Here is an 18,721-nt window from a genome sequence, read left to right on the forward strand (position 1 = left end):
GCAACTCCGGCCGCGAGGGCGCAGCAAAGGGCAATTCCACGCGCGGCAGCCAACTGGCCACCTGCATGGCACTCAGGTAAGCACGGCGGCGCAGTTCAGCGATCAAACGTCAGCCGCCTGTGGGTGCGCCTTTTGCCCGGCCTGCATCAGGTTCAGCGCATTGATATAGGCCTTGGCCGAGGCCACCAGAATGTCAGTGTCCGCGCCGTTGCCGTTGACGATGCGCCCGCCCTTCTCCAAGCGCACGGTTACCTCACCCTGCGAGTCGGTGCCCTGGGTGATGGCATTAACCGAATACAGTTGCAGGTTGGCCTCGGAGCGGGCAATCGACTCGATGGCCTTGAAGGTGGCATCCACCGGCCCCGACCCCTGGGCATTACCACTGTGCTCGGTCCCCGCAACACTGACCACCACCTGAGCCTGCGGCACCTCACCGGTTTTGCTCGCCACCTCCAGGGTGATCAGCTTGAAATGCTCCGGCGCTTCCTCGGTCAGGGTGTCGGACACCAGGGCCTGCAGGTCTTCATCAAAGATCTCCTGCTTCTTGTCCGCCAGGTCTTTGAAGCGGGCGAACGCAGCGTTCAGCTCCGCCTCGCCGGCGAGCACGATGCCCAGCTCATCCAGGCGCGAACGGAAGGCGTTGCGCCCGCTCAATTTACCCAGCGACAACTTGTTGGTGTGCCAGCCGACCGACTGCGCCGACATGATTTCGTAGGTTTCGCGGTGCTTGAGCACGCCGTCCTGGTGAATGCCCGACTCATGGGCAAAGGCATTGGCACCGACGATGGCCTTGTTTGGCTGCACCGGGAAACCGGTGATGCCCGAGACCATCCGCGAGGTACTGAGGATATGCGGGGTGTCGATGCGGGTGTGCACGCCGAGCAGGTCTTCACGGGTTTTGATCGCCATGACGATCTCCTCCAGCGCGGCGTTACCGGCGCGCTCACCGAGGCCGTTGATGGTGCACTCCACTTGGCGCGCACCGGCCACCACCGCCGCCAGCGAGTTGGCCACGGCCAAGCCCAAGTCGTTGTGGCAATGCACGGAGAACACCGCCTTGTCGGCGTTGGGCACGCGGTTGAGCAACTGGCGAATGGTCTCGGCGTACTGATGCGGTATGGCATAGCCAACCGTATCGGGAATATTGATGGTACGCGCACCGGCATCGATGGCCGCTTCAATAATGCGGCAGAGGAAATCGAGCTCAGAACGGCCGGCGTCCTCGCAGGAAAACTCCACGTCGCTGCACAGGTTGCGCGCACGTTTGATGGCGTGGACGGCTTGTTCCACCACCTGATCCGGCTGCATGCGCAGCTTGTGCTGCATATGGATCGGGCTGGTGGCGATAAAGGTGTGGATACGCCCGCTGTTGGCGCCCTTGAGGGCTTCGGCGGCGCGATCAATGTCCGCATCCAGGGCCCGCGACAGGCTGCACACGGTGCTGTCTTTGATGCTGTCGGCAATCGCCTTGACCGCGGCAAAGTCACCCGGGCTGGCGATAGCAAAGCCCGCCTCAATCACGTCGACACGCAGGCGCTCCAGCGCCTTGGCGATACGCAGCTTTTCTTCGCCAGTCATGGACGCACCGGGGCTCTGCTCGCCGTCACGCAGGGTGGTATCAAAAATAATGACGCGATCGTTGCTGCTCATGCTGGTGTCCTCACGGAGTCGCCGGAGCACGCACCCGACGTGGGGGCGCGTGTCGATAAGGAATGATTGTCGCGTGAAATGCCGCAGGCGGGAAGCGCGGCGCACATAGATGCCACGTCGTGGCTAAAGCGGGATGGCGCCCAGCCTCTCCCACGGGCCAGATAGCAAAACGCCCACCAAAATGGCGGGCGTTAGGCTGATTGAGCGAGCTAGAGCGAGACAAGGCAAAAACAGGCGGGAAAGCGGAGTTTACTGCTGTAAATGAGCATTTCCCGCCTGTTTTTAACGCCGTATCGCCGACGCGCAGCCAATCAGAGGGCTTGATCCCATGGACGGTCGCCGTGCTGATCTTTAATCCGGGTCGGTAGACCCATTACGTCCAGCAGTTTGAGGAACGGCTCAGCCGGCAGTTCTTCGACGTTGGCCATGCGCGCCACATCCCAGTCACCACGCGCGACTAGCAGCGCAGCGGCGACCGGCGGTACGCCAGCGGTGTAGGAAATGCCCTGACTGTCGGTCTCGACATAGGCATCTTTGTGGTCGGCGACGTTGTAGATAAACAACTCGGTTGGCTTGCCGTCTTTGGTGCCTTTGACCAAGTCGCCAATGCAGGTTTTACCGCTATAACCCGGCGCCAGCGAGGACGGATCGGGCAGCACGGCCTTGACCACTTTCAGCGGCACGACTTCGAGGCCTTCGGCGGTTTTGACTGGCTGTTCGGACAGCAGACCGAGGTTTTTCAGCACGGTAAACACGTTGATGTAGTGCTCGCCGAAACTCATCCAGAAACGCACGTTGGGCACGTTCAGGTGTTTGGACAGGGAATGCACTTCGTCATGCCCGGTCAAGTACAGATTCTGTTCGCCGACTACCGGCAGATCGTCGGTGCGTTTGACTTCAAACATGCGGTTGCTGGTCCACTGGCTGTTCTGCCAGCTCCAGACTTGGCCGGTGAATTCACGGAAATTGATTTCCGGATCGAAATTGGTGGCGAAGTACTTGCCGTGGGAACCGGCGTTGACGTCGAGGATGTCGATCGACTCGATGCTGTCAAAGTACTGTTGCTGCGCCAGTGCGGCGTAAGCATTGACCACGCCCGGATCGAAACCGACGCCGAGGATGGCGGTCACGCCCTTCTCCTGGCATTCGGCCAGGTGCTTCCACTCGTAGTTACCGTACCAAGGCGGCGTTTCGCAAATCTTGCCCGGTTCTTCGTGGATGGCGGTGTCGAGGTAGGCGGCGCCGGTCTCGATGCAGGCGCGCAGCACCGACATATTGAGGAAGGCCGAACCCACGTTGATGACGATCTGCGATTCGGTTTCGCGGATCAGTGCTTTGGTTGCTTCAATATCCAGCGCATTGAGGGCAAAGGCCTTGATCTCGGCCGGCTGTTTCAAACTGCCCTTGGCGTTAACGCTGTCGATGATGGCCTGGCATTTGGAGATGTTGCGCGACGCGATAGCAATCCGACCCAATTCGTCGTTGTGCTGCGCGCACTTGTGGGCCACCACCTTGGCGACACCTCCTGCACCAATGATCAGAACATTCTTCTTCAATTGTTTCACCTCCTGGGTACTGCGTTATTGAGAGCGTTGCAGCGGGTTTACAACACCTAGGGTGGATGACGCTGTTTGCATCCACCTGTGTGATTGCAGAGCGGTGGCCGGAAAAGCGCCGCCCACCCTACGGGGTTAAGACAGGCTCGACAGGTAATCGTCAAAGCCAAATTCGCGCACCACTTCGACGCTGCCGTCGAGTTGCTTGACCGCGATGGACGGCATTTTCAGGCCGTTGAACCAGTTCTTCTTGACCATGGTGTAACCGGCGGCGTCGATAAACGACAGGCGATCACCAATGGCCAGTGGCGTGTCGAATTGATACTCACCGAAGATGTCACCGGCCAGGCACGACTTGCCGCACACCATGTAGGTGTATTCACCGTTGCACGGTTCCATCTTGGCGTTAAGGCGGTAGATCAGCAGGTCAAGCATGTGCGCTTCGATCGAGCTGTCGACCACGGCCAGGTGCTTGCCGTTGTACAGGGTGTCGAGCACCGTGACTTCCAGCGAGGAACTCAGGGTGATGGCCGCTTCGCCCGGTTCCAGATACACCTGCACCCCGAAGCGCTCGGAGAAGGCCTTGAGCCGCGCACAGAACTTGTCCAGCGGGTAGTCGTCGCCGGTGAAGTGAATGCCGCCACCGAGGCTGACCCACTCGACCTGCTCCAGTAGATGACCGAAGCGCTCTTCAATGGTCGTCAGCATCTGGTCGAACAGCTCGAAGCTGCCGTTCTCGCAGTTGTTGTGGAACATAAAGCCGCTGATCTTATCCATCACGGCGGCGATCTTTTCCGGGTCCCACTCGCCCAGGCGGCTGAATGGGCGCGCCGGGTCGGCCAGCAGGTAATCGGAGCTGCTCACCTGCGGGTTAACACGCAGGCCGCGAATGGTGCCTTCGGTGGCTTCGGCGAAGCGTTCAAGCTGGCCAATGGAGTTGAAGATGATCTTGTCGCAGTTGGCGACCATTTCTTCGATTTCATCATCGGCCCAGGCCACGCTGTAGGCATGGGTTTCGCCGGCGAACTTCTGCCGACCGAGCTTGAGCTCGTACAGCGAGCTGGACGTGGTGCCGTCCATGTATTGCTGCATCAGGTCGAACACCGACCAGGTGGCGAAGCACTTAAGCGCCAGCAGCGCCTTGGCCCCGGAGTGCTCGCGCACGTAGGCGATCTTCTCCAGGTTGCCCAAGAGCTTTTGCTTGTCGATGAGGTAGTACGGCGTCTTGATCATCTGCGTGTCTGTGCCCCGAATGCTATGCAAAGTCGGCCGGCAGGCAATCAGCAAAGCTGACCCCTCCCCGAAAAGTGGAGGCGAATTGTGCCGACAACCGGCACATACCGAAAGAGCAGTGGGGATATTTCGTCGATTCAGTGACTATCGGCAACGACTGCGCGGCCAACGTGAAACAACCCACGCGCCGCAGGATGACCAGTCAGAGTGACAGGGGTATGACGTACCCCAGCGTTAACGCGCCGGGGTTGTGCGGATCAATTGATCGGCGTGGCCGTCAGGTTGGCGCGGATATCGGCGTTCTGCAGCTTGACCCCGTACATCGAAGTCACGGCACCGCCAGTGGGATGAACATTCTGAATCCGGTCGATGTTCACTTCCTTGAAATGCACCCGGCCGTTGACCGCAAAGCCAAGCGGATCGGGGCTGACTGGCGTACAACCGGCAGCTGATTTATTGCAGACCTTGGTCGGCGCCACGTCTAGGTTGAGGTCGACATTGAACCCATAGACATTGGCGTTCGGGTTACTCGGGTTACCGTCAGACGTGTGGAAGTTGTCCACCACCAACTGGCTGCCTGTGCCGTTCACCTTATTGACCCGCCCGGTTTCAATGATGATCTGATTGCGCTTCTCGTTATTCGATACGCTATTGGCCGGGTTACCGGAGCCATCACGTACAAACACGTTCTTCAGCTTGACCGAGATGCCTTCGTCACCGCGATCTTCCCAACGCCCGCCACTGGCCACACAGGCGCTGGAAGTACTGCCGCTGCCGCCGACGCACAGCGCACCAGCACCGCCCGAATTAATGGCCAGGGTCGAACCTTGCTCATAGCGTTTGAGCACTAAACGACCAATGCTGCTACCGGTTTGCCGGTCACCCCAGCGCACATCGTTCACATCAAGCTTGGACCAGTACGTCCCCTTGCGCAGCTCGACGCCGTTATTGCTGATATCCAGCGAGCCATCACGAAAGTGGATGTCATAGCTGCTACCTGCCAACCAAAGGCCTCGGCCATTCTCGTCGACGGTAATCGCCGCATTGGCTTCACTCATATAGAAGTCGGCGTTGTAACGCAGACCATCGCCCGTCGCCCCGCCCGCCTTGAGGGTGATGTGGCCATTGAGGGTAAAGTCATAGGCCGGGAATATTTCCATTAGAACCAGCAGTTCGGTACCGCCCTGCAGCGGTGCGCCAGGTGTGCCGACACGCAGACCATCAAAACTGTAACTACCGACCACGTTCTTGAAACCCAAGCGCATGCCGTCGAAGTGACCGTTATAACCACCGCTGTTCATGTCGGTATTGGTACCGGCATAGCAACTGGCAGAGACACCCGCCGCGCAGCTCTTGGTCAGGTCAAACGTAAACTGCCCCGTGCCATGGGTGCGCAGGCCGCTGAACCACATGCTGTTACCGTTATCGGTGAGCGCCAACGAGCTGTTGACCATGTTCCAGCTGAGGTCGGCGCTGATACCTTTTTGCCCCGAGTTAGGGTCACCGCCCGGGCGCAGCTTCAGCCAGTTTTGCCGTGCGCCCTGGTCGAGGAAGTTCAGATCCACCGCCAGGCCGCCGAGTTTCTGATTGCTCGGGTTGCCCATGATTAGACCGCCCAGCGTGGCGTTGAGATTCAAATCTTGAAAGGCGACTTTGGCGTAACTGCCAACACCATCCTGTTCAAGATCCAGGGTCAAACCGGAATTGCTGATCAGGCTGCCGGCAAAGTTCTCGGCGCGCAGCACGCCTTCATCCTGATACTGGAACAGGCTGTTGGCGATGGTGATATTCGGTTTGATCCGCAGTCCTTCGCCACTGGCCCCGCCACCCGCAATGCTGATACTGCCGCCCAGGCGCAAGTCCATGTCCAGTTTGCCGAAGCTGCGCGGTGCATCCACGTCACGCAGATCGGGAGTGCTCGGCGTCACCGCCACACCTGGCGTCGGGTCGCCATGGGCCAGATCAAGGCTGATGCCGGCAATCGAGCCAACAAAGCGTGAGGTACCCAGGTCCATCTTGATCTCCTGGCCACTGCCGCCGCTAACAATATCCAGGTAGGCGTTGTTCAGGTAGGTATCGAACGACAGGCCTTTGACAATCAGGTCAAAGCCATTGTCGCGGTAATAGAAGGTCGCCGCGCTCAGCGACAGCTGACTGTCATCCACGCTGAAACCACTGACACCGCTGGCCCCCCCGCCACTCAGTTTGAGGCTGGCGCCCAGGGTGAAGAATGCACGAAAGGCGCCAAAGCTTTTGCTGCTGCCAGCCAATTCGATGTTATCCACACTCAGCACCTGGGCACTGCCGCTGTGCTGCACCTGCAATTGATCGCCGACTACATCAAGCGTGGTGGTCGAGTTGCTGCCCGCTGTTTGCGGTGTGCCACTGACACCCTTGAGGCTAAGGGTCTGGCCATCCTGCGTGTAATTAACACTACCCGCCGACCAGCCACCGCCACTGGTTTGCAGGCTGATACCGTCACGTCCGCTGACGGATGACAACGCTTGATCATCCAGCGCCTGCATGGCCTGCGTAAGCGGACTCAGAAGTGCGAGCAACAACAGCGAGTGACGGTGCATGGCTCTGCTCCTCAGTTCTGCGGAAAGATCAGCACGTTGCCTTGCATGCGGATGGTGCCATCAATCTTCGCCGAGAAAATATTGGTCTGCTGATACGACGGATTGCCGCCGTTGGCCACACTCAGCGACTTGTTCTGCCAGCCGCCCTGGTTAGCCACGCCAAAGGCAAAGCTGCCATCCTTGAACTTCACCTCGTTGGGCAGGCCGAACTCCAATACATCCTTATTGAAGGCTGCGCCATCACCATTAAAACCACTGTTGATCGTCCGCGTACGCAACGTCAGCCCTTCGAAACTGAACACACCCTTGAGGTTGTCCAGTACATACCATCCGCCAACTTCTTCCGAACGAATAGCGATGCGCATACCGCAGTTCTCCGCTGTACTGGCGCCCGCATTGGCGCAGCTACGTTGGCTGGCCGTCCACGTGCTGGGGTTGTTGCTGGCCGGTTTGCTCCACAACACACCGCCATCCTTGTTGATACTGAACTCGCCAGACAGATACACCCCGCCCTGACCATTCATGCTGCTCAACGTGTTGTCATCCAGCGCCTGCATTTCGGCAAGCGCCGGCATTGCCAACATGAACACCACGACTATCCCGAATCTAGAGATCACGGCTGGTCACCTTCAGATAGTTGAAGCTCAGCCCCGAAATTTCATTGCGACCGAAGTTAAAGCCGCCGTTCAAGCCGCCAGCCCCTACCACGGCCTGACCATTCGAGTTCACCACCGCCCCCGGCATGTTGGCGAACCCGTTGGCGGGTGGCCGTCCGTAACCGATATTCATGTTGTCGAATACCAGATTGGTGCGCGGGGTATTGGCATAGAAGTCTGCCGCCTGAGCATTGCGCTGGGCAGCCGTACCGCTGGTATTCACAGGGTTGCTAAGTTCCAGAACAAATTGACCGTTGCTGTTCACGTCAAACTGCAGCGGCTGCGATTTACCATAGCCCAGCGCAATATTGGCGTAGGCATTGGTCAGATACAGCGTGCCGCCCAAGGCCGCCGCAGCGCTGCAATTGGCAGCTGCCTCCGGTGCTGTACAGGCACTGATATCAAGGTGTTTGGCAAAGATATTGATCAAGGCTTCGCCCACCAACTGCTTGCGACTGTTATCCCCCCACAACCGCAAATAAGAGCCATCCATGGTCAACTGGGCCAAGTCAAAATCGAGAATATCCTTACGCCCTCCCCCCACGCTGAAATCAAAGCGCATGCCCAGATCAGCACGACCGCTTGGGTCACTTGAGCAGTTCAACCCTGCACCGGCGAAACCGCTGATACAGCTTGAACCGCCCGAGGTCATGCGTTCCGGAAAGGCCAGTGTTAGCACCGCCACATTGCTCGGCGTGGTCTGCACCCATTGCGATGCACCACTGGGCGCCCAGTATTGAACCGTCTTGTTGACGCCCCCCTCGCGTACGACCTTACTGCGCAGTTCCCAGGTGTCACTGAGCGCACGCATTTCTTCGCCCTTACCCAGGGTTACGGTAAAGGGGTGGTTCAGCCGCCCCAATGTAACCGGAGTCTTGTTGGCTCCTTTGTTACTGCCGCTGCCGCTCAGGTAGAACTCCGATAATTTGACCGGCATGTTCTCCTTGGTGCCGTCGGCCTTGACCCGCTCAATATCATTGATGGTGATATTGGCGGCTGACGCATCCAGCATGATGCCGTCCAGCACGAAACCGAATCCGGCCCCCTGAACCACTGACAGCTCTTCGTCAGCCAACTCCTGCAGCTCCGCAACACTGCAGGTGGTCACCGAAAGCAATACGCAGAAACCAATTGATCGAAGCATGATTAGCACCCGTGAGTCGCAGAGCCGAGACAGGTATCTTTGCGTGCAATGCCTTCCAGCGCTTGCTGGAAGCTTAGGTTAATGGCTGCCGTACCATCGGCATTGCGCGGCAAGTTCATAAAAGCACCCGCCAGGGCCGTGATGAACTTGCTGGCATCCTGCTGATCGCGCCACTGCACGTTTTCCGTCTGCATCGAGAGGAATACACCATTGGCAGTGCCGACAAACTGCTGGGTCTGATTGTCAAACTTACCCACAGGAATGCTGCCGTAATCGGAAAGATTGAAGCAGGTACTAACGCCCAGCAAACCGCAGTCCTGCGACTTAAATAACCCCAGCAAAAAGTTAGCAACAGCACCTGAAGCGGGCATGGAGAGGGTTGTGCCATCAGGCAGGCCAGCCATGGTGCCGCGCACAGGATCTGCATTGCCGGCCCCGTTGACCAGTGATGCCTGCGCTTTGAACTCATCATTTGCCCAAGTGCCACTTACAAGTGACTTTGCGATGCCGCAGATTGGATCCCAGCCGCAATTCATTTTCGGCCCCAGATAACTACCTTTGCCAAAGATATCGATGGCCAGATTACCGGTGTAAGTATTGATATTGCCGGATAAATGCCCCTGCGCTTCACCAAAGCCGAGGCGCACACCCACTACCTTGTTGTCTTTGTAGGCCAGCTCTAGAAAGGGGTTGGAAATACGGAATGGGTTAATTGTGTCGTTCGCATTCACCGACCCCAGGGCAAAATTGTCGATATTGATATCTGCTGTATTGGCAGCCTCACCCGTGCGGCCATACAAGCCCAGCTTGAGCTTGTTCATATTCAACTGGGTTTCAATGTCCATGCCGAAATTGATGCGGGTGTAATTGACCCCTGCATAGCTATCAGTGGCCAGGTTGATGAAAGCCTGGCCAGTGACTTCTGACAATTCACTGTCGGCCAACTCAACCATTGCCCCATGGGCAGCCACACTCATTAACGCCGAGCTGATCAACACACAGGCAGTCTTGGCAAAGCGCAAAGCTGGGCGCATGGCAAATTCCTTGTTTTTTATTATCGGTGGCAGGTCTCTGTAAGACTCCACGCCTTGATTAGCACTATAAAAAGCTCGCCCTTTGAATGTGCCGACCCATAGTCGAGAAAACCCGAGAAACTCGTCACAGGCAGCCGTCAGGCTGTTACCCATCACCACACCACGGGTTACATCCGCCCGAGCGGCGCACAGACGATGACTGACACTCAAGCCTTGGCCGCGCCTTGCAGTACAATCGGCGTTTTTTGCGAAAGCCCGCGGAGCGGATGCCCCGATGATTGATCCCAAGCGCGTACTGCGCGCCCTTGCTGAACACTGGACGTTGCTGGAGCCGCTGTGCGAGCGCTTCGATGCCGGCACCCTGAGCTTGGTGGAGCTGCGCAACCAACTGGCCGTGCAACTGCCAGACGGCAGCCCCACCGACATCACCGCCCTGCTCGACCAGTGGATTCGCCTGGATATCCTGGTGCCGGTGGCCAAGAGCCCCAATCGCTTCGAGTTGAACGCACAGATTCACGACTTCCTCGCCTACCTTCGGCGCGAGCACCGCTTGGGCCTGTGCTTGGAAATCGAGGCCTACCTGCGCCATCTGGAGCGTTTGGCCGGCTATATCAAGGATGCTTTCGAGGTGCGCGACGCCGCCGATCTGGCACGTCAACTGCGTCTGCTCGATATGCGCGTACGCGACGTGCTGAAGAAGCTGGCCAACGACGAGCAAGCGTTGGTGGCCGTGGCCGACCGAGCCAAGACCTCAGATAGGCAGATTCCGCTGCGCCAGCGCTACGCCGAAGTGCTGGCCACCTGGGACGAATACGTCGAGCCGATGATCCAGCTGGTCGCCGCCGACGGCGCTTTCGAACAGGGCGTCTACCGCGTCGAACACGTGCTGCTGCGCCTGCTAGGCGAACAGCAGCGCCTCGGCCAGCTGGTGGATGACGACCTGCTGCTACGCACCCATGCGCGCATCCTGGAAATGCAGACCACCGCTCAGCTGACCCTGCGCCGCGCCCGCGAGTTGCTCTTGCCACTGCGCGAAGAAGCACGCCGGCATAACGCCGTGACCCGTGGCGCAGCACTCGCCCTGTCGGCCATTCGCAAAAAGGGCCTGGACGCCGTGCCACAAGCCTCACTGCCGCTGTTCAGCCGCCCGCAAAGCACCTTTCTCGGCACCGCTTCGCAGGTTGAGGCCTATGTCTACGCCCTAGCCCGCTTCGAGCCAAAACCGGCGCAGTTCCCCAAAGCGCACAGCAGCCGCAAAGGCGAAGCACCACGCGCGCCACGCACCGCGCGGGAGATGATCGAACGCTGCGAGCAGGCCCTGCCGCTGCCGGACCTGATGGTCTGGCTGCTGGAACAGGAGCCCGAAGGCGCCACCGACGAATTGCTCTACTGGTTCTCGCGCTTGTCGCGCGATGGCCGCTTCCAGCGCGAGCGCCTGGAGCGCCGCGACTACCTCACCCGCGAGCATCAGGTCAGCCTGAGCTCCTTTGCCCTGATCAAGCCGGCCGGGACCACCGCCCTATGAATATCGACCTAAAAGAACTGACCCAGCTTGCGCCGATCTTCCGCGAGCTGTTCAAGGGCTACCACATCAGCCGCAGCAATCCAGAACTCTATACCCAGCTGGCCGGCCAGCAGGATCAGTACCGCGCCCTGTTTAAGGCGCTCGGCTATGAACTGACGTGCGACAGCCGTGGTTTCTACTATTTCGTGCCCGAGCAAATGGGCGCGCAGGTGAACAAAACCGCGCAACGCCTGGCGCTGTTTACCTTCATTTTGGTCGAGCACCTGGCCGATCAGGGCCGCGACCCGCTGGCTGTGCTCGACGGCGGTAGCCTAGGCCGCGACGAGCTGCCAGCGCTGCTGGAGAAATACCGCGACCTGTTTCTGCAAGCCGAAGTCACCAGCGTCGAAGAGCTGGAAGAAAAAGTCATGCGCCGCCTGACTCAGCTCGGTTTTGCCAGTGAAGACAACGGCATCTACCGCTTCCTCGCGCCTATGCATCGCTTCCTCGATGTGTGCCTCTCCGTGCAGCAAGACCGTGACCTAGCCGCCACATTGCACAGCAGCCTGCCGCTGCCAACACCGGTGCTGCAAGATGAAGAGGTCGAAGACGAGATCATCAGCCTCGCAGAGAACGATGCCGACGAATCCGAAGAAGACGCCCTGGCCCGCGCCATGGCCGAAGAACGTAACGCCCAGGAGATGGATGCATGAGCCAGGAACGCTACGGCATCCGCCGCTTCGCCCTACTGAATACCGCCGGTTACAGCCTCGGCCTGTTCCCGCTGGAAAACCCGCTGTCGGTTTACGGGGCCAACAACCTCGGTAAATCCGCCTCGATCAACGCCCTGCAGTTCCCGATTCTGGCGCGCATGTCGGACATGAGCTTCGGCAAGTACAGCCTGGAGCAGTCGCGTAAGTTCTACTTCGCCAGCGACACCAGCTACATCCTCGTCGAAGTCGCCCTGCCCCATGGCCCGCATGTCATCGGCGTGGCCGGTCGCGGCCCGGGCGGCGGTTTTGGCCACCAGTTCTTCGCCTACCAGGGCACCCTGAATCTGGAGCACTACCAGAAGAACGGCACCTGCCTGCGTCAACGCGAGCTGTTCAACAACCTGGAGCGCGAGGGCATCAAGGCCTACGAACTGAAGCCGGAAGAGCTGCGCCGCCTGCTGGTCGGCGGGCATACCTCGATTCCGCTGGACCTGACGCTTATTCCGCTGCGGTCGACCAGCGAGCAGAGCCTGAAAACCTTCCGCGCGCTGTTTATCAACCTGCTGCACATGCGCGAAATCACTGCTGCCAAACTCAAACAGCTGTTCCTCGATGCCTTCGAGCACAGCCTGCGCTCGGGCAGCGTCGACTACATCGCCGCCACCGAAGAAGCCTTCCGCGATGTGCGGCGCATGGAACAGGACTATCAAGCCCTCGTCACCGCCGGCCCGCTGATTGAAGCGCTGGCCGCTGGCGTGGCCCAGCGCGAACTGCTGCGCGGCAAGTTGCACCGCCTCTCGCCGCTGCTCGATTCGCTGCTCGGCACCTGGCAGGACTACGCTGGCGCGCGCCGCGAGGAACTGGTGATCCAGGCCGAACACTACCGTGGCGAGCAGGACGGCCTGCAACAGGAACAACGTGGCGGCACACAGGAACTGATGCGCATGGAGCGCGAGATCAGCGAAATCCAGCGCTGGCTCGGCGAGTTATCAGTGCTGAAAAACCGTTTCGCCCTGGTCACCGACGCCAAGGTGCTGGAAGAACAGCTGCTGGCCGCCAAGGACGCCCACGACGAACTGGCCGGCGCACTGGCGCAGTCACGGCAGTTCTCCGCCGAGGACTTAGATGAGCGTCTGCGCGACTTGGAGAAGCGCTTAAAGTCGGTCAAGCAGCAACTCGAACACGCCGACAACAACAGCTACTCACGCTTGCGCGAAGAGTTCAGCCAGCAGGACGTCGACCGCCTGATGCGCCTGTTCAACGGCCAACTGTTTAGCCTGCCGCTGGGTGAGAAAGGCATTCAGATCACCGAGGGCGACGCTTGGGTCAAATCCCTCGAAGCCATCCTTGATGGTTTTAAAGGTGAACACTTCGAAGTGCCCGGCCTGAGCATCGACCTCTCGCAGATCGAGCCGCCGGCCCTGCAAGCGCTGGCCGACCGCGCCGCCCTGCGCGACCAGAAAGACCGTCTGGATCGCGAATACAAACAGCTGAAAACCCAACAGGCCGTAGCGGCCGACCGCGCAGCGAGCAAGGCTCAGGCCGAGCAGTTCTACCAGGCCGTGCTGGATGCGCAGAAAGCCCTGGAAGACTTCCGCAAAAGCCAGACCCTGGCCGTGGAAGAGCCGCCGAAACTGGAGCAGCTGGCTCAACTGGAAGCCGCCCAGGACGAGCTCAAGCGCGCCGCCGATGCCTTTACCGAACGCGTGCAGCAGCTCTCCGCCAAGCTGCAACTGGTCAGCCGTCAGCTCGCCGATCTGGAAGCCAAGGAACGCACGCTGGAAGATGCCCTGCGTCGTCGCCAACTGCTACCGGCCAACCTGCCGTTCGGCACGCCGTTTACCGACCCGGTGGACGACTCGCTGGATAACCTGCTGCCGCTGCTCAACGACTACCAAGACGCCTGGCAAGGCCTGCAACGTGTCGACGGGCAGATCGAGGCACTGTACGCCCAGGTGCGCCTCAAAGGTGTGGCCAAGTTCGACAGCGAAGATGACGTCGAGCGCCGTCTGCATCTGCTGGTCAACGCTTACGCCCACCGCCAGGATGAAGCCATTACCCTGGCCAAGGCGCGCCGCGCGGCGGTCACTGACATCGCCCGTACCCTGCGCAATATCCGCAGCGACTACGACAACCTGGAACACCAACTGGCGCTGTTCAACCGCGAAATCAACAAGCGTCAGGTGTCCAACCTGGAAAGCTTCCGCATTGTCCTCGCCCCGAATAAAGATGCGCTTAAACACATCGACCAGATCATCCACAGCGCCGGCCAGTACGAAGAAGGCGAAACCCTCTCGGTGTTCGACCTGCAACAGAGCAGCGAACAGGACAGCAAGAACGAGGAGGCCAAGGACTATCTGTCGCGTCTGGTCGCCGCCAACCATAACCAGTTGGGTTTGAAGGATCTGTTCGAGCTGGCCTTCGAGATCACCAAGGTGCATGGCCAGCCGGTGATCCACACCGACATCGATGGCGCGGCGTCGAACGGCACCACCATGACCATCAAGGCGCTGACCAACATGTACTTGTTGCTGCACTTGATGGACCGCGACCAGGCCGGCAAGGTGCGCTTGCCTTACTACCTGGACGAGGCGGCGGATATCGATGAAAAGAACCAGCAGGCGCTGATCGAAACCAGCCTGCAACTGGGCTTTGTACCTATTCTTGCCTCGGTGAAACCGCAGGTCTCGGCTCACGTGGCCATCGACCTGGAAGGCGGCAGTGGGCCCAATGGCATCTATATCGATGAAGCGGACTGGAAATACATCCAGCGCCGCGACAGCACCAAGAGCAAAGTCGAGCCAACGACCGCAACAGCCGAACCGGCCTAGGGACGTAGGGTGGGTTAGCGGCGCGGAAACGTTTCATCGATACAACGAAGAACTCCGCCGCCGCGTAACCCACCAAGCGGATGACAGCAGAACCCCCAACGCACGAGGGCCGCAATGGCGGCCCTCGTCGGTTATTTCTCCAGCGCGATCTTCGGCGCCCAGCGTAACCACTCTTCCTTGACCTCATCATGCAAGGCAAAGGTCTGCCCAGCCTGCGCCGGCCCGCCCATTTGCGGGTTATCCGGCGAAGCAAAGGCAATACCGCCCTCCAGCAAAGCCTCCAGCGACTCGGTACGCACCTTCACGCCACTGAACAACCCCGCATCCACACCAATGCCGCTGGCATTCCAGAAGCGGCTGCCAGTACGCACCAGCGGTGCATAACGCGGCTCGATCAGGATATGGATCAACACGCGATCCGAGGTCGGTCCCAGCTCAAAATCGGTGACTTTGCCCACCGGCACCTCGCGGTAACTGACCACCACACCCGGCTTGATCGACCCACGCCGTGCGGCACTCAACACCAGACGCAGGCCCTGCTCACGGGCATTGGCTTTAGGCGGTGCTTCGGCAGCCGTAAAGCTCAGCTGCACAGCGCCCTTCTGATTTGAGGGCTGCACTTCCAGATACTGGCCGGTGACCAGAGTTTCCAGGTTGGCGGCGCGGGTCAGGCTGACCTCTGGCTTGACCACCCAGAATTGCGTGCCTACCCGGGCAATCTGCTGCGTCGCCTGGGTAACCCGGGCGTGGAGTACCACCGCCTGCAGATCATCGGTGAGCTCGATACGCTCAACCTTGCCAACGTCCAGGCCCTTGTAACGAATCGCCGTACCCGGATTCAGCCCATCTCCACGAGGCACACGGATGGTCAAGGCCACGCCTTTCTCCAACGCCTGCTCCTGGCTGCTGTAGAGGTTGAAGCGCTGCACCCGCTTATCATCCTTGGCGGCTTTTGGATCTGGTGTCTCGAAGGCGACCCCCCCAGCAAGCAGGGTCTGCAAGGACTCGCTCTTGACCTCGACACCGGACAAACCGCCTTTGAGGGTAATGCCACTGGCATTCCAGAAGCGCGTACTGCTGTTCACCAGATGGGCATACTCAGGCTCAATGTGCACACCAAACGCCACTTGTGTGTTATCCCGCGACAGTTGATAGCTCTGCACCGAGCCTACCTTGACTTGCTTGAACAAAATCGGGCTACCGACCTCCAGCGAGCCACGCGCGTCGCTGAACAACACCAGGTGCAAGCCAGGCGCGGCCAGATCGAGCGGTGGCGCCTTGGCCCTGGCAGCAAAATCACGCGCGGGCGCAGCGCCCTTCTCACCCGGGCGAATGGCAATGTAGTTGCCCTTGACCAGTGCCTCCAGCCCGGTAATACCGGCCAGGGAAATCGATGGTCTAACCACCCAGAAATCGGTGCCTTGCACCAGATAGTCTTCTGTGCGCGGGTCCAGCATCAGTTCAACCCGCGCACCGCTGAGGTCGTCATCGATCTTGAACGTCTTCATGTGCCCGACCTGGATACCCTTGTACATTACCGGTGTGCGTCCAGGCTCCAGCCCTTCAAAGTCATGCAGGGCGAGATTGACGCGGATGCCGGCCTGCGCCGTGTCGAAGTCTTCATACAAGCGGAATGGCAAGGACGGATCGGTCGGCGGGCTGTCCTTGCGGTGTTCCGGGGTAGCAAAGGCAATACCACCCGCCACGATGCTCGCCAGCGACTCGGTGCGCACTTTCACCCCCGAGAGCCCCGCATCGATGGACACACCGCTGGCGTTCCAGAAGCGCGTGTGTTTGCGTACCAAGGAGGCAAACTCCGGTTGAATAAACACCTTCACCTCAACCTGACTCTGGTCCTCTAGCAGCGCGTAACTTTTAACCCGGCCAACTTGGATCTGCTTGTAGAACACCGGACTGTCGCGATTCAACGAACCCAGGCGCTCGGCCTTGAGCGTCAGGTGCAGGCCGGGAGCGGTATCGGCCAGCGGTGGCGGCTCATTGAGTGCAGTGAACTTGCGCGTAGGCTCACCATCACCCGGGCTGGCGGCAATGTAATTACCTGACACCAGGGTTTCCAAACCAGTAATCCCTGCCAGCGAAACGCTCGGTTTGACCAGCCAGAAGCGGGTGTTGCTGAGCAGTTGATGCTCCACACGCTTGTCCATCTCCAGCGTCGCTCTTACGCCACGCCGCTCGCCGCTGTCGTCCAACTCCATCGCAGTCAACTTGCCAATCGACATGCCCTTGTAGATGACTTCCGTCTTGCCGGCCTGGAGGCCTTCACCGGTCTCGAAAGTCACCTGAATCTCGATGCCCGCTTCGCTATAGGCTCGCCATCCCAGCCAACCGCCGATCAGCAGCGCAATCAGCGGCAGCACCCAAATAGCCGACCAGTTCGAAGCTGGGAGTGCCTTGGCTAACGGCAAATCATTCATGGTCGTCATCCGAATCCGTGTTATCCCATATCAGGCGGGGGTCAAAAGTTAGAGCGGCGAGCATGGTCAGCACCACCACACTGGCAAAAGCCGTTGCGCCATAGCCAGGTTCGATACTGGCCAGGCTGCCGAAGTTGACCACCGCCACCAGTATGGCGATGACAAAGATGTCGAGCATCGACCAGCGCCCAATCCATTCGATAAAGCGGTACATCAATATCCGCTGTCGCGCCGACATCGGCTGATGGCGCTGCACCGAATACAGCAGCAGAGCAATGCCCACCAGCTTGAACGTCGGCACCAGAATACTGGCAATGAAGACCACTGCGGCAATCGGCAGCATGCCGTAGTTCACCAATTCGATGACACCCGACATGATGGTATCGGACTGTCCTTTGCCCAATGAGTTGACCGTCATGATCGGCAGTAGATTGGCTGGGATATACAGCACAGCAGCCGTCAGCAGCAACGCCCAGGTACGTATCAGACTGTTAGGTCTGCGCTCATGCAGGCGGCCACCGCAACGTGTACAGAACTGCTTGTGACCACGCTGCTGCGGGTTGAGCTGGTGGCATTCATGACAAATCAGCAGCCCAGCATCAATCGCACGCATGCTCATCCTCTCCCGACAGGGCTTCCCAGATCTGATGGGGCGACATCGTCACCTCCAACCAGACCTGCACCAGTAACAGCGCGACGAAACACAGCAGCCCCAGTCCAATACTCAGTTCGGCCAGATCGACCAGCTTCACAATGGCCACCAGAATGCCCATCAGGTAGACCTCAAGCATGCCCCACTCACGCATGTGATGATAAATACGGTAGAGCAAAAGGCCATAACTGCGGCCAATATCCAGGCGGATACTCAGCAACACAGCAAACTGACACAACAGTTTGAGCAATGGCACGGCCATGCTGCACAAAAAGACCACAACAGCGATGCCCTGCATACCGTTGTTATACAGCCCGAGAACGCCACTCCAGACTGTATCCTCGGTCGCCTGCCCCAATAGATTAAGACGCATGATCGGCAGGAAGTTGGCTGGGACATACAGCAGCAAAGCGGTAATCACCAACGCCATACTGCGCCGGATAACCTGCGTGCGGTGCGTATACAACTCGTAGCCGCAACGCGGGCATTCAACCCGATCACCAGCTGCAGTCGGTGGTTTACGCATCAACAGATCACACTCATGACAGGCAATCAGCTGCTTGAGCTCAAGCTCGGTGAAAGCGTCAGGGGATGCCGGGTCGGCCATGTAAAGAACTCTGCTGGAAGTGCGCAAGAGCATGATAGCGACGTGCCGTAATGTTGCCTATCAAAGCCGCGACAGTGGCTGGTTTGTTTTTGCGGGTAAAAGTAAAACCCCCGATCGTTTTCACGAT

Annotated in this window: 13 protein-coding genes and 1 pseudogene; 3 read left to right on the forward strand and 11 right to left on the reverse strand. The window is 59.2% G+C overall.

Annotated features, from left to right (window positions below; all coding sequences use genetic code 11):
- The 8 genes and pseudogenes from DBR00_RS21130 to DBR00_RS15095 form a co-directional block, all read right to left on the reverse strand.
- Positions 1-106 (reverse strand): annotated as a pseudogene (locus DBR00_RS21130) (energy transducer TonB); the annotation flags it as partial.
- Complete coding sequence (locus tag DBR00_RS15060) at positions 103-1,650, reverse strand: 2-isopropylmalate synthase (RefSeq protein WP_108487067.1); 1,548 nt, start codon at positions 1,648-1,650, stop codon at positions 103-105. The pseudogene DBR00_RS21130 and the gene DBR00_RS15060, both read right to left, overlap by 4 nt.
- A gap of 311 nt (positions 1,651-1,961) precedes the next feature.
- Positions 1,962-3,206, reverse strand: a complete 1,245-nt coding sequence (locus tag DBR00_RS15070; protein WP_108487065.1) for a saccharopine dehydrogenase family protein — start codon at positions 3,204-3,206, stop codon at positions 1,962-1,964.
- 135 nt (positions 3,207-3,341) lie between these two features.
- Positions 3,342-4,439 (reverse strand): carboxynorspermidine decarboxylase, encoded by a 1,098-nt coding sequence (locus DBR00_RS15075; RefSeq protein WP_108487064.1) that lies wholly within the window; start codon positions 4,437-4,439, stop codon positions 3,342-3,344.
- Positions 4,440-4,696: 257 nt separating this feature from the next.
- Positions 4,697-7,018 (reverse strand): DUF6160 family protein, encoded by a 2,322-nt coding sequence (locus DBR00_RS15080; RefSeq protein WP_108487063.1) that lies wholly within the window; start codon positions 7,016-7,018, stop codon positions 4,697-4,699.
- An 11-nt stretch (positions 7,019-7,029) separates the two neighbouring features.
- On the reverse strand, positions 7,030-7,602 hold the full coding sequence (locus DBR00_RS15085) for a hypothetical protein (RefSeq protein WP_267809850.1): 573 nt from the start codon (positions 7,600-7,602) through the stop codon (positions 7,030-7,032).
- Positions 7,603-7,624: 22 nt separating this feature from the next.
- Positions 7,625-8,818 (reverse strand): hypothetical protein, encoded by a 1,194-nt coding sequence (locus DBR00_RS15090; RefSeq protein ID WP_108487062.1) that lies wholly within the window; start codon positions 8,816-8,818, stop codon positions 7,625-7,627.
- A gap of 2 nt (positions 8,819-8,820) precedes the next feature.
- Positions 8,821-9,852 (reverse strand): DUF6160 family protein, encoded by a 1,032-nt coding sequence (locus DBR00_RS15095; protein ID WP_108487061.1) that lies wholly within the window; start codon positions 9,850-9,852, stop codon positions 8,821-8,823.
- Positions 9,853-10,126: 274 nt separating this feature from the next.
- Here DBR00_RS15095 and mksB point away from each other — a divergent pair, with 274 nt between their 5' ends.
- Genes mksB through mksF form a run of 3 tightly spaced genes read left to right on the forward strand, consistent with a single transcriptional unit; the run spans position 10,127 to position 14,900 of the window.
- The gene (gene mksB / locus DBR00_RS15100) at positions 10,127-11,377 is read left to right on the forward strand and encodes an Mks condensin complex protein MksB (RefSeq protein ID WP_108487060.1); all 1,251 of its coding nucleotides are present in this window, start codon (positions 10,127-10,129) and stop codon (positions 11,375-11,377) included.
- Positions 11,374-12,069: an Mks condensin complex protein MksE gene (gene mksE, locus DBR00_RS15105; protein WP_108487059.1), complete on the forward strand. Its 696-nt coding sequence runs from the start codon at positions 11,374-11,376 to the stop codon at positions 12,067-12,069. Before mksB ends, mksE begins: the two co-directional genes overlap by 4 nt.
- Positions 12,066-14,900, forward strand: coding sequence for an Mks condensin complex protein MksF (mksF, locus tag DBR00_RS15110; protein ID WP_108487058.1), 2,835 nt, complete (start codon positions 12,066-12,068; stop codon positions 14,898-14,900). The genes mksE and mksF overlap by 4 nt, the downstream gene beginning before the upstream one ends.
- Positions 14,901-15,031: 131 nt before the next feature.
- Here mksF and DBR00_RS15115 read toward each other — a convergent pair whose 3' ends face one another.
- From DBR00_RS15115 to DBR00_RS15125, 3 genes are read right to left on the reverse strand one after another with little or no spacing between them, the layout of a single operon-like run.
- Positions 15,032-17,335 carry a PqiB family protein gene (locus DBR00_RS15115; RefSeq protein ID WP_108487057.1) on the reverse strand — a complete coding sequence of 768 codons (2,304 nt, stop codon included), beginning with the start codon at positions 17,333-17,335 and terminating at the stop codon, positions 15,032-15,034.
- Positions 17,328-17,948: a paraquat-inducible protein A gene (locus DBR00_RS15120; RefSeq protein ID WP_108487056.1), complete on the reverse strand. Its 621-nt coding sequence runs from the start codon at positions 17,946-17,948 to the stop codon at positions 17,328-17,330. Before DBR00_RS15120 ends, DBR00_RS15115 begins: the two co-directional genes overlap by 8 nt.
- Positions 17,935-18,594, reverse strand: a complete 660-nt coding sequence (locus DBR00_RS15125) for a paraquat-inducible protein A (protein WP_108487055.1) — start codon at positions 18,592-18,594, stop codon at positions 17,935-17,937. Before DBR00_RS15125 ends, DBR00_RS15120 begins: the two co-directional genes overlap by 14 nt.
- Positions 18,595-18,721 lie beyond the last annotated feature (127 nt).

Origin of the sequence: Pseudomonas sp. HMWF032, assembly GCF_003060885.1 — a bacterium.
Taxonomy (GTDB): Bacteria; Pseudomonadota; Gammaproteobacteria; order Pseudomonadales; family Pseudomonadaceae; genus Aquipseudomonas.

Bases quoted from the DNA above. Each gene is read 5' to 3' on its own strand.
- DBR00_RS15115 (WP_108487057.1), bottom strand. From the start codon at position 17,335: ATGAATGATTTGCCGTTAGCCAAGGCACTCCCAGCTTCGAACTGGTCG.
- DBR00_RS15125 (WP_108487055.1), bottom strand. From the start codon at position 18,594: ATGGCCGACCCGGCATCCCCTGACGCTTTCACCGAGCTTGAGCTCAAG.
- DBR00_RS15060 (WP_108487067.1), bottom strand. From the start codon at position 1,650: ATGAGCAGCAACGATCGCGTCATTATTTTTGATACCACCCTGCGTGAC.
- mksB (WP_108487060.1), top strand. From the start codon at position 10,127: ATGATTGATCCCAAGCGCGTACTGCGCGCCCTTGCTGAACACTGGACG.
- DBR00_RS15090 (WP_108487062.1), bottom strand. From the start codon at position 8,818: ATGCTTCGATCAATTGGTTTCTGCGTATTGCTTTCGGTGACCACCTGC.
- DBR00_RS15095 (WP_108487061.1), bottom strand. From the start codon at position 9,852: ATGCGCCCAGCTTTGCGCTTTGCCAAGACTGCCTGTGTGTTGATCAGC.
- DBR00_RS15085 (WP_267809850.1), bottom strand. From the start codon at position 7,602: ATGTTGGCAATGCCGGCGCTTGCCGAAATGCAGGCGCTGGATGACAAC.
- DBR00_RS15075 (WP_108487064.1), bottom strand. From the start codon at position 4,439: ATGATCAAGACGCCGTACTACCTCATCGACAAGCAAAAGCTCTTGGGC.
- mksE (WP_108487059.1), top strand. From the start codon at position 11,374: ATGAATATCGACCTAAAAGAACTGACCCAGCTTGCGCCGATCTTCCGC.
- mksF (WP_108487058.1), top strand. From the start codon at position 12,066: ATGAGCCAGGAACGCTACGGCATCCGCCGCTTCGCCCTACTGAATACC.
- DBR00_RS15120 (WP_108487056.1), bottom strand. From the start codon at position 17,948: ATGCGTGCGATTGATGCTGGGCTGCTGATTTGTCATGAATGCCACCAG.
- DBR00_RS15080 (WP_108487063.1), bottom strand. From the start codon at position 7,018: ATGCACCGTCACTCGCTGTTGTTGCTCGCACTTCTGAGTCCGCTTACG.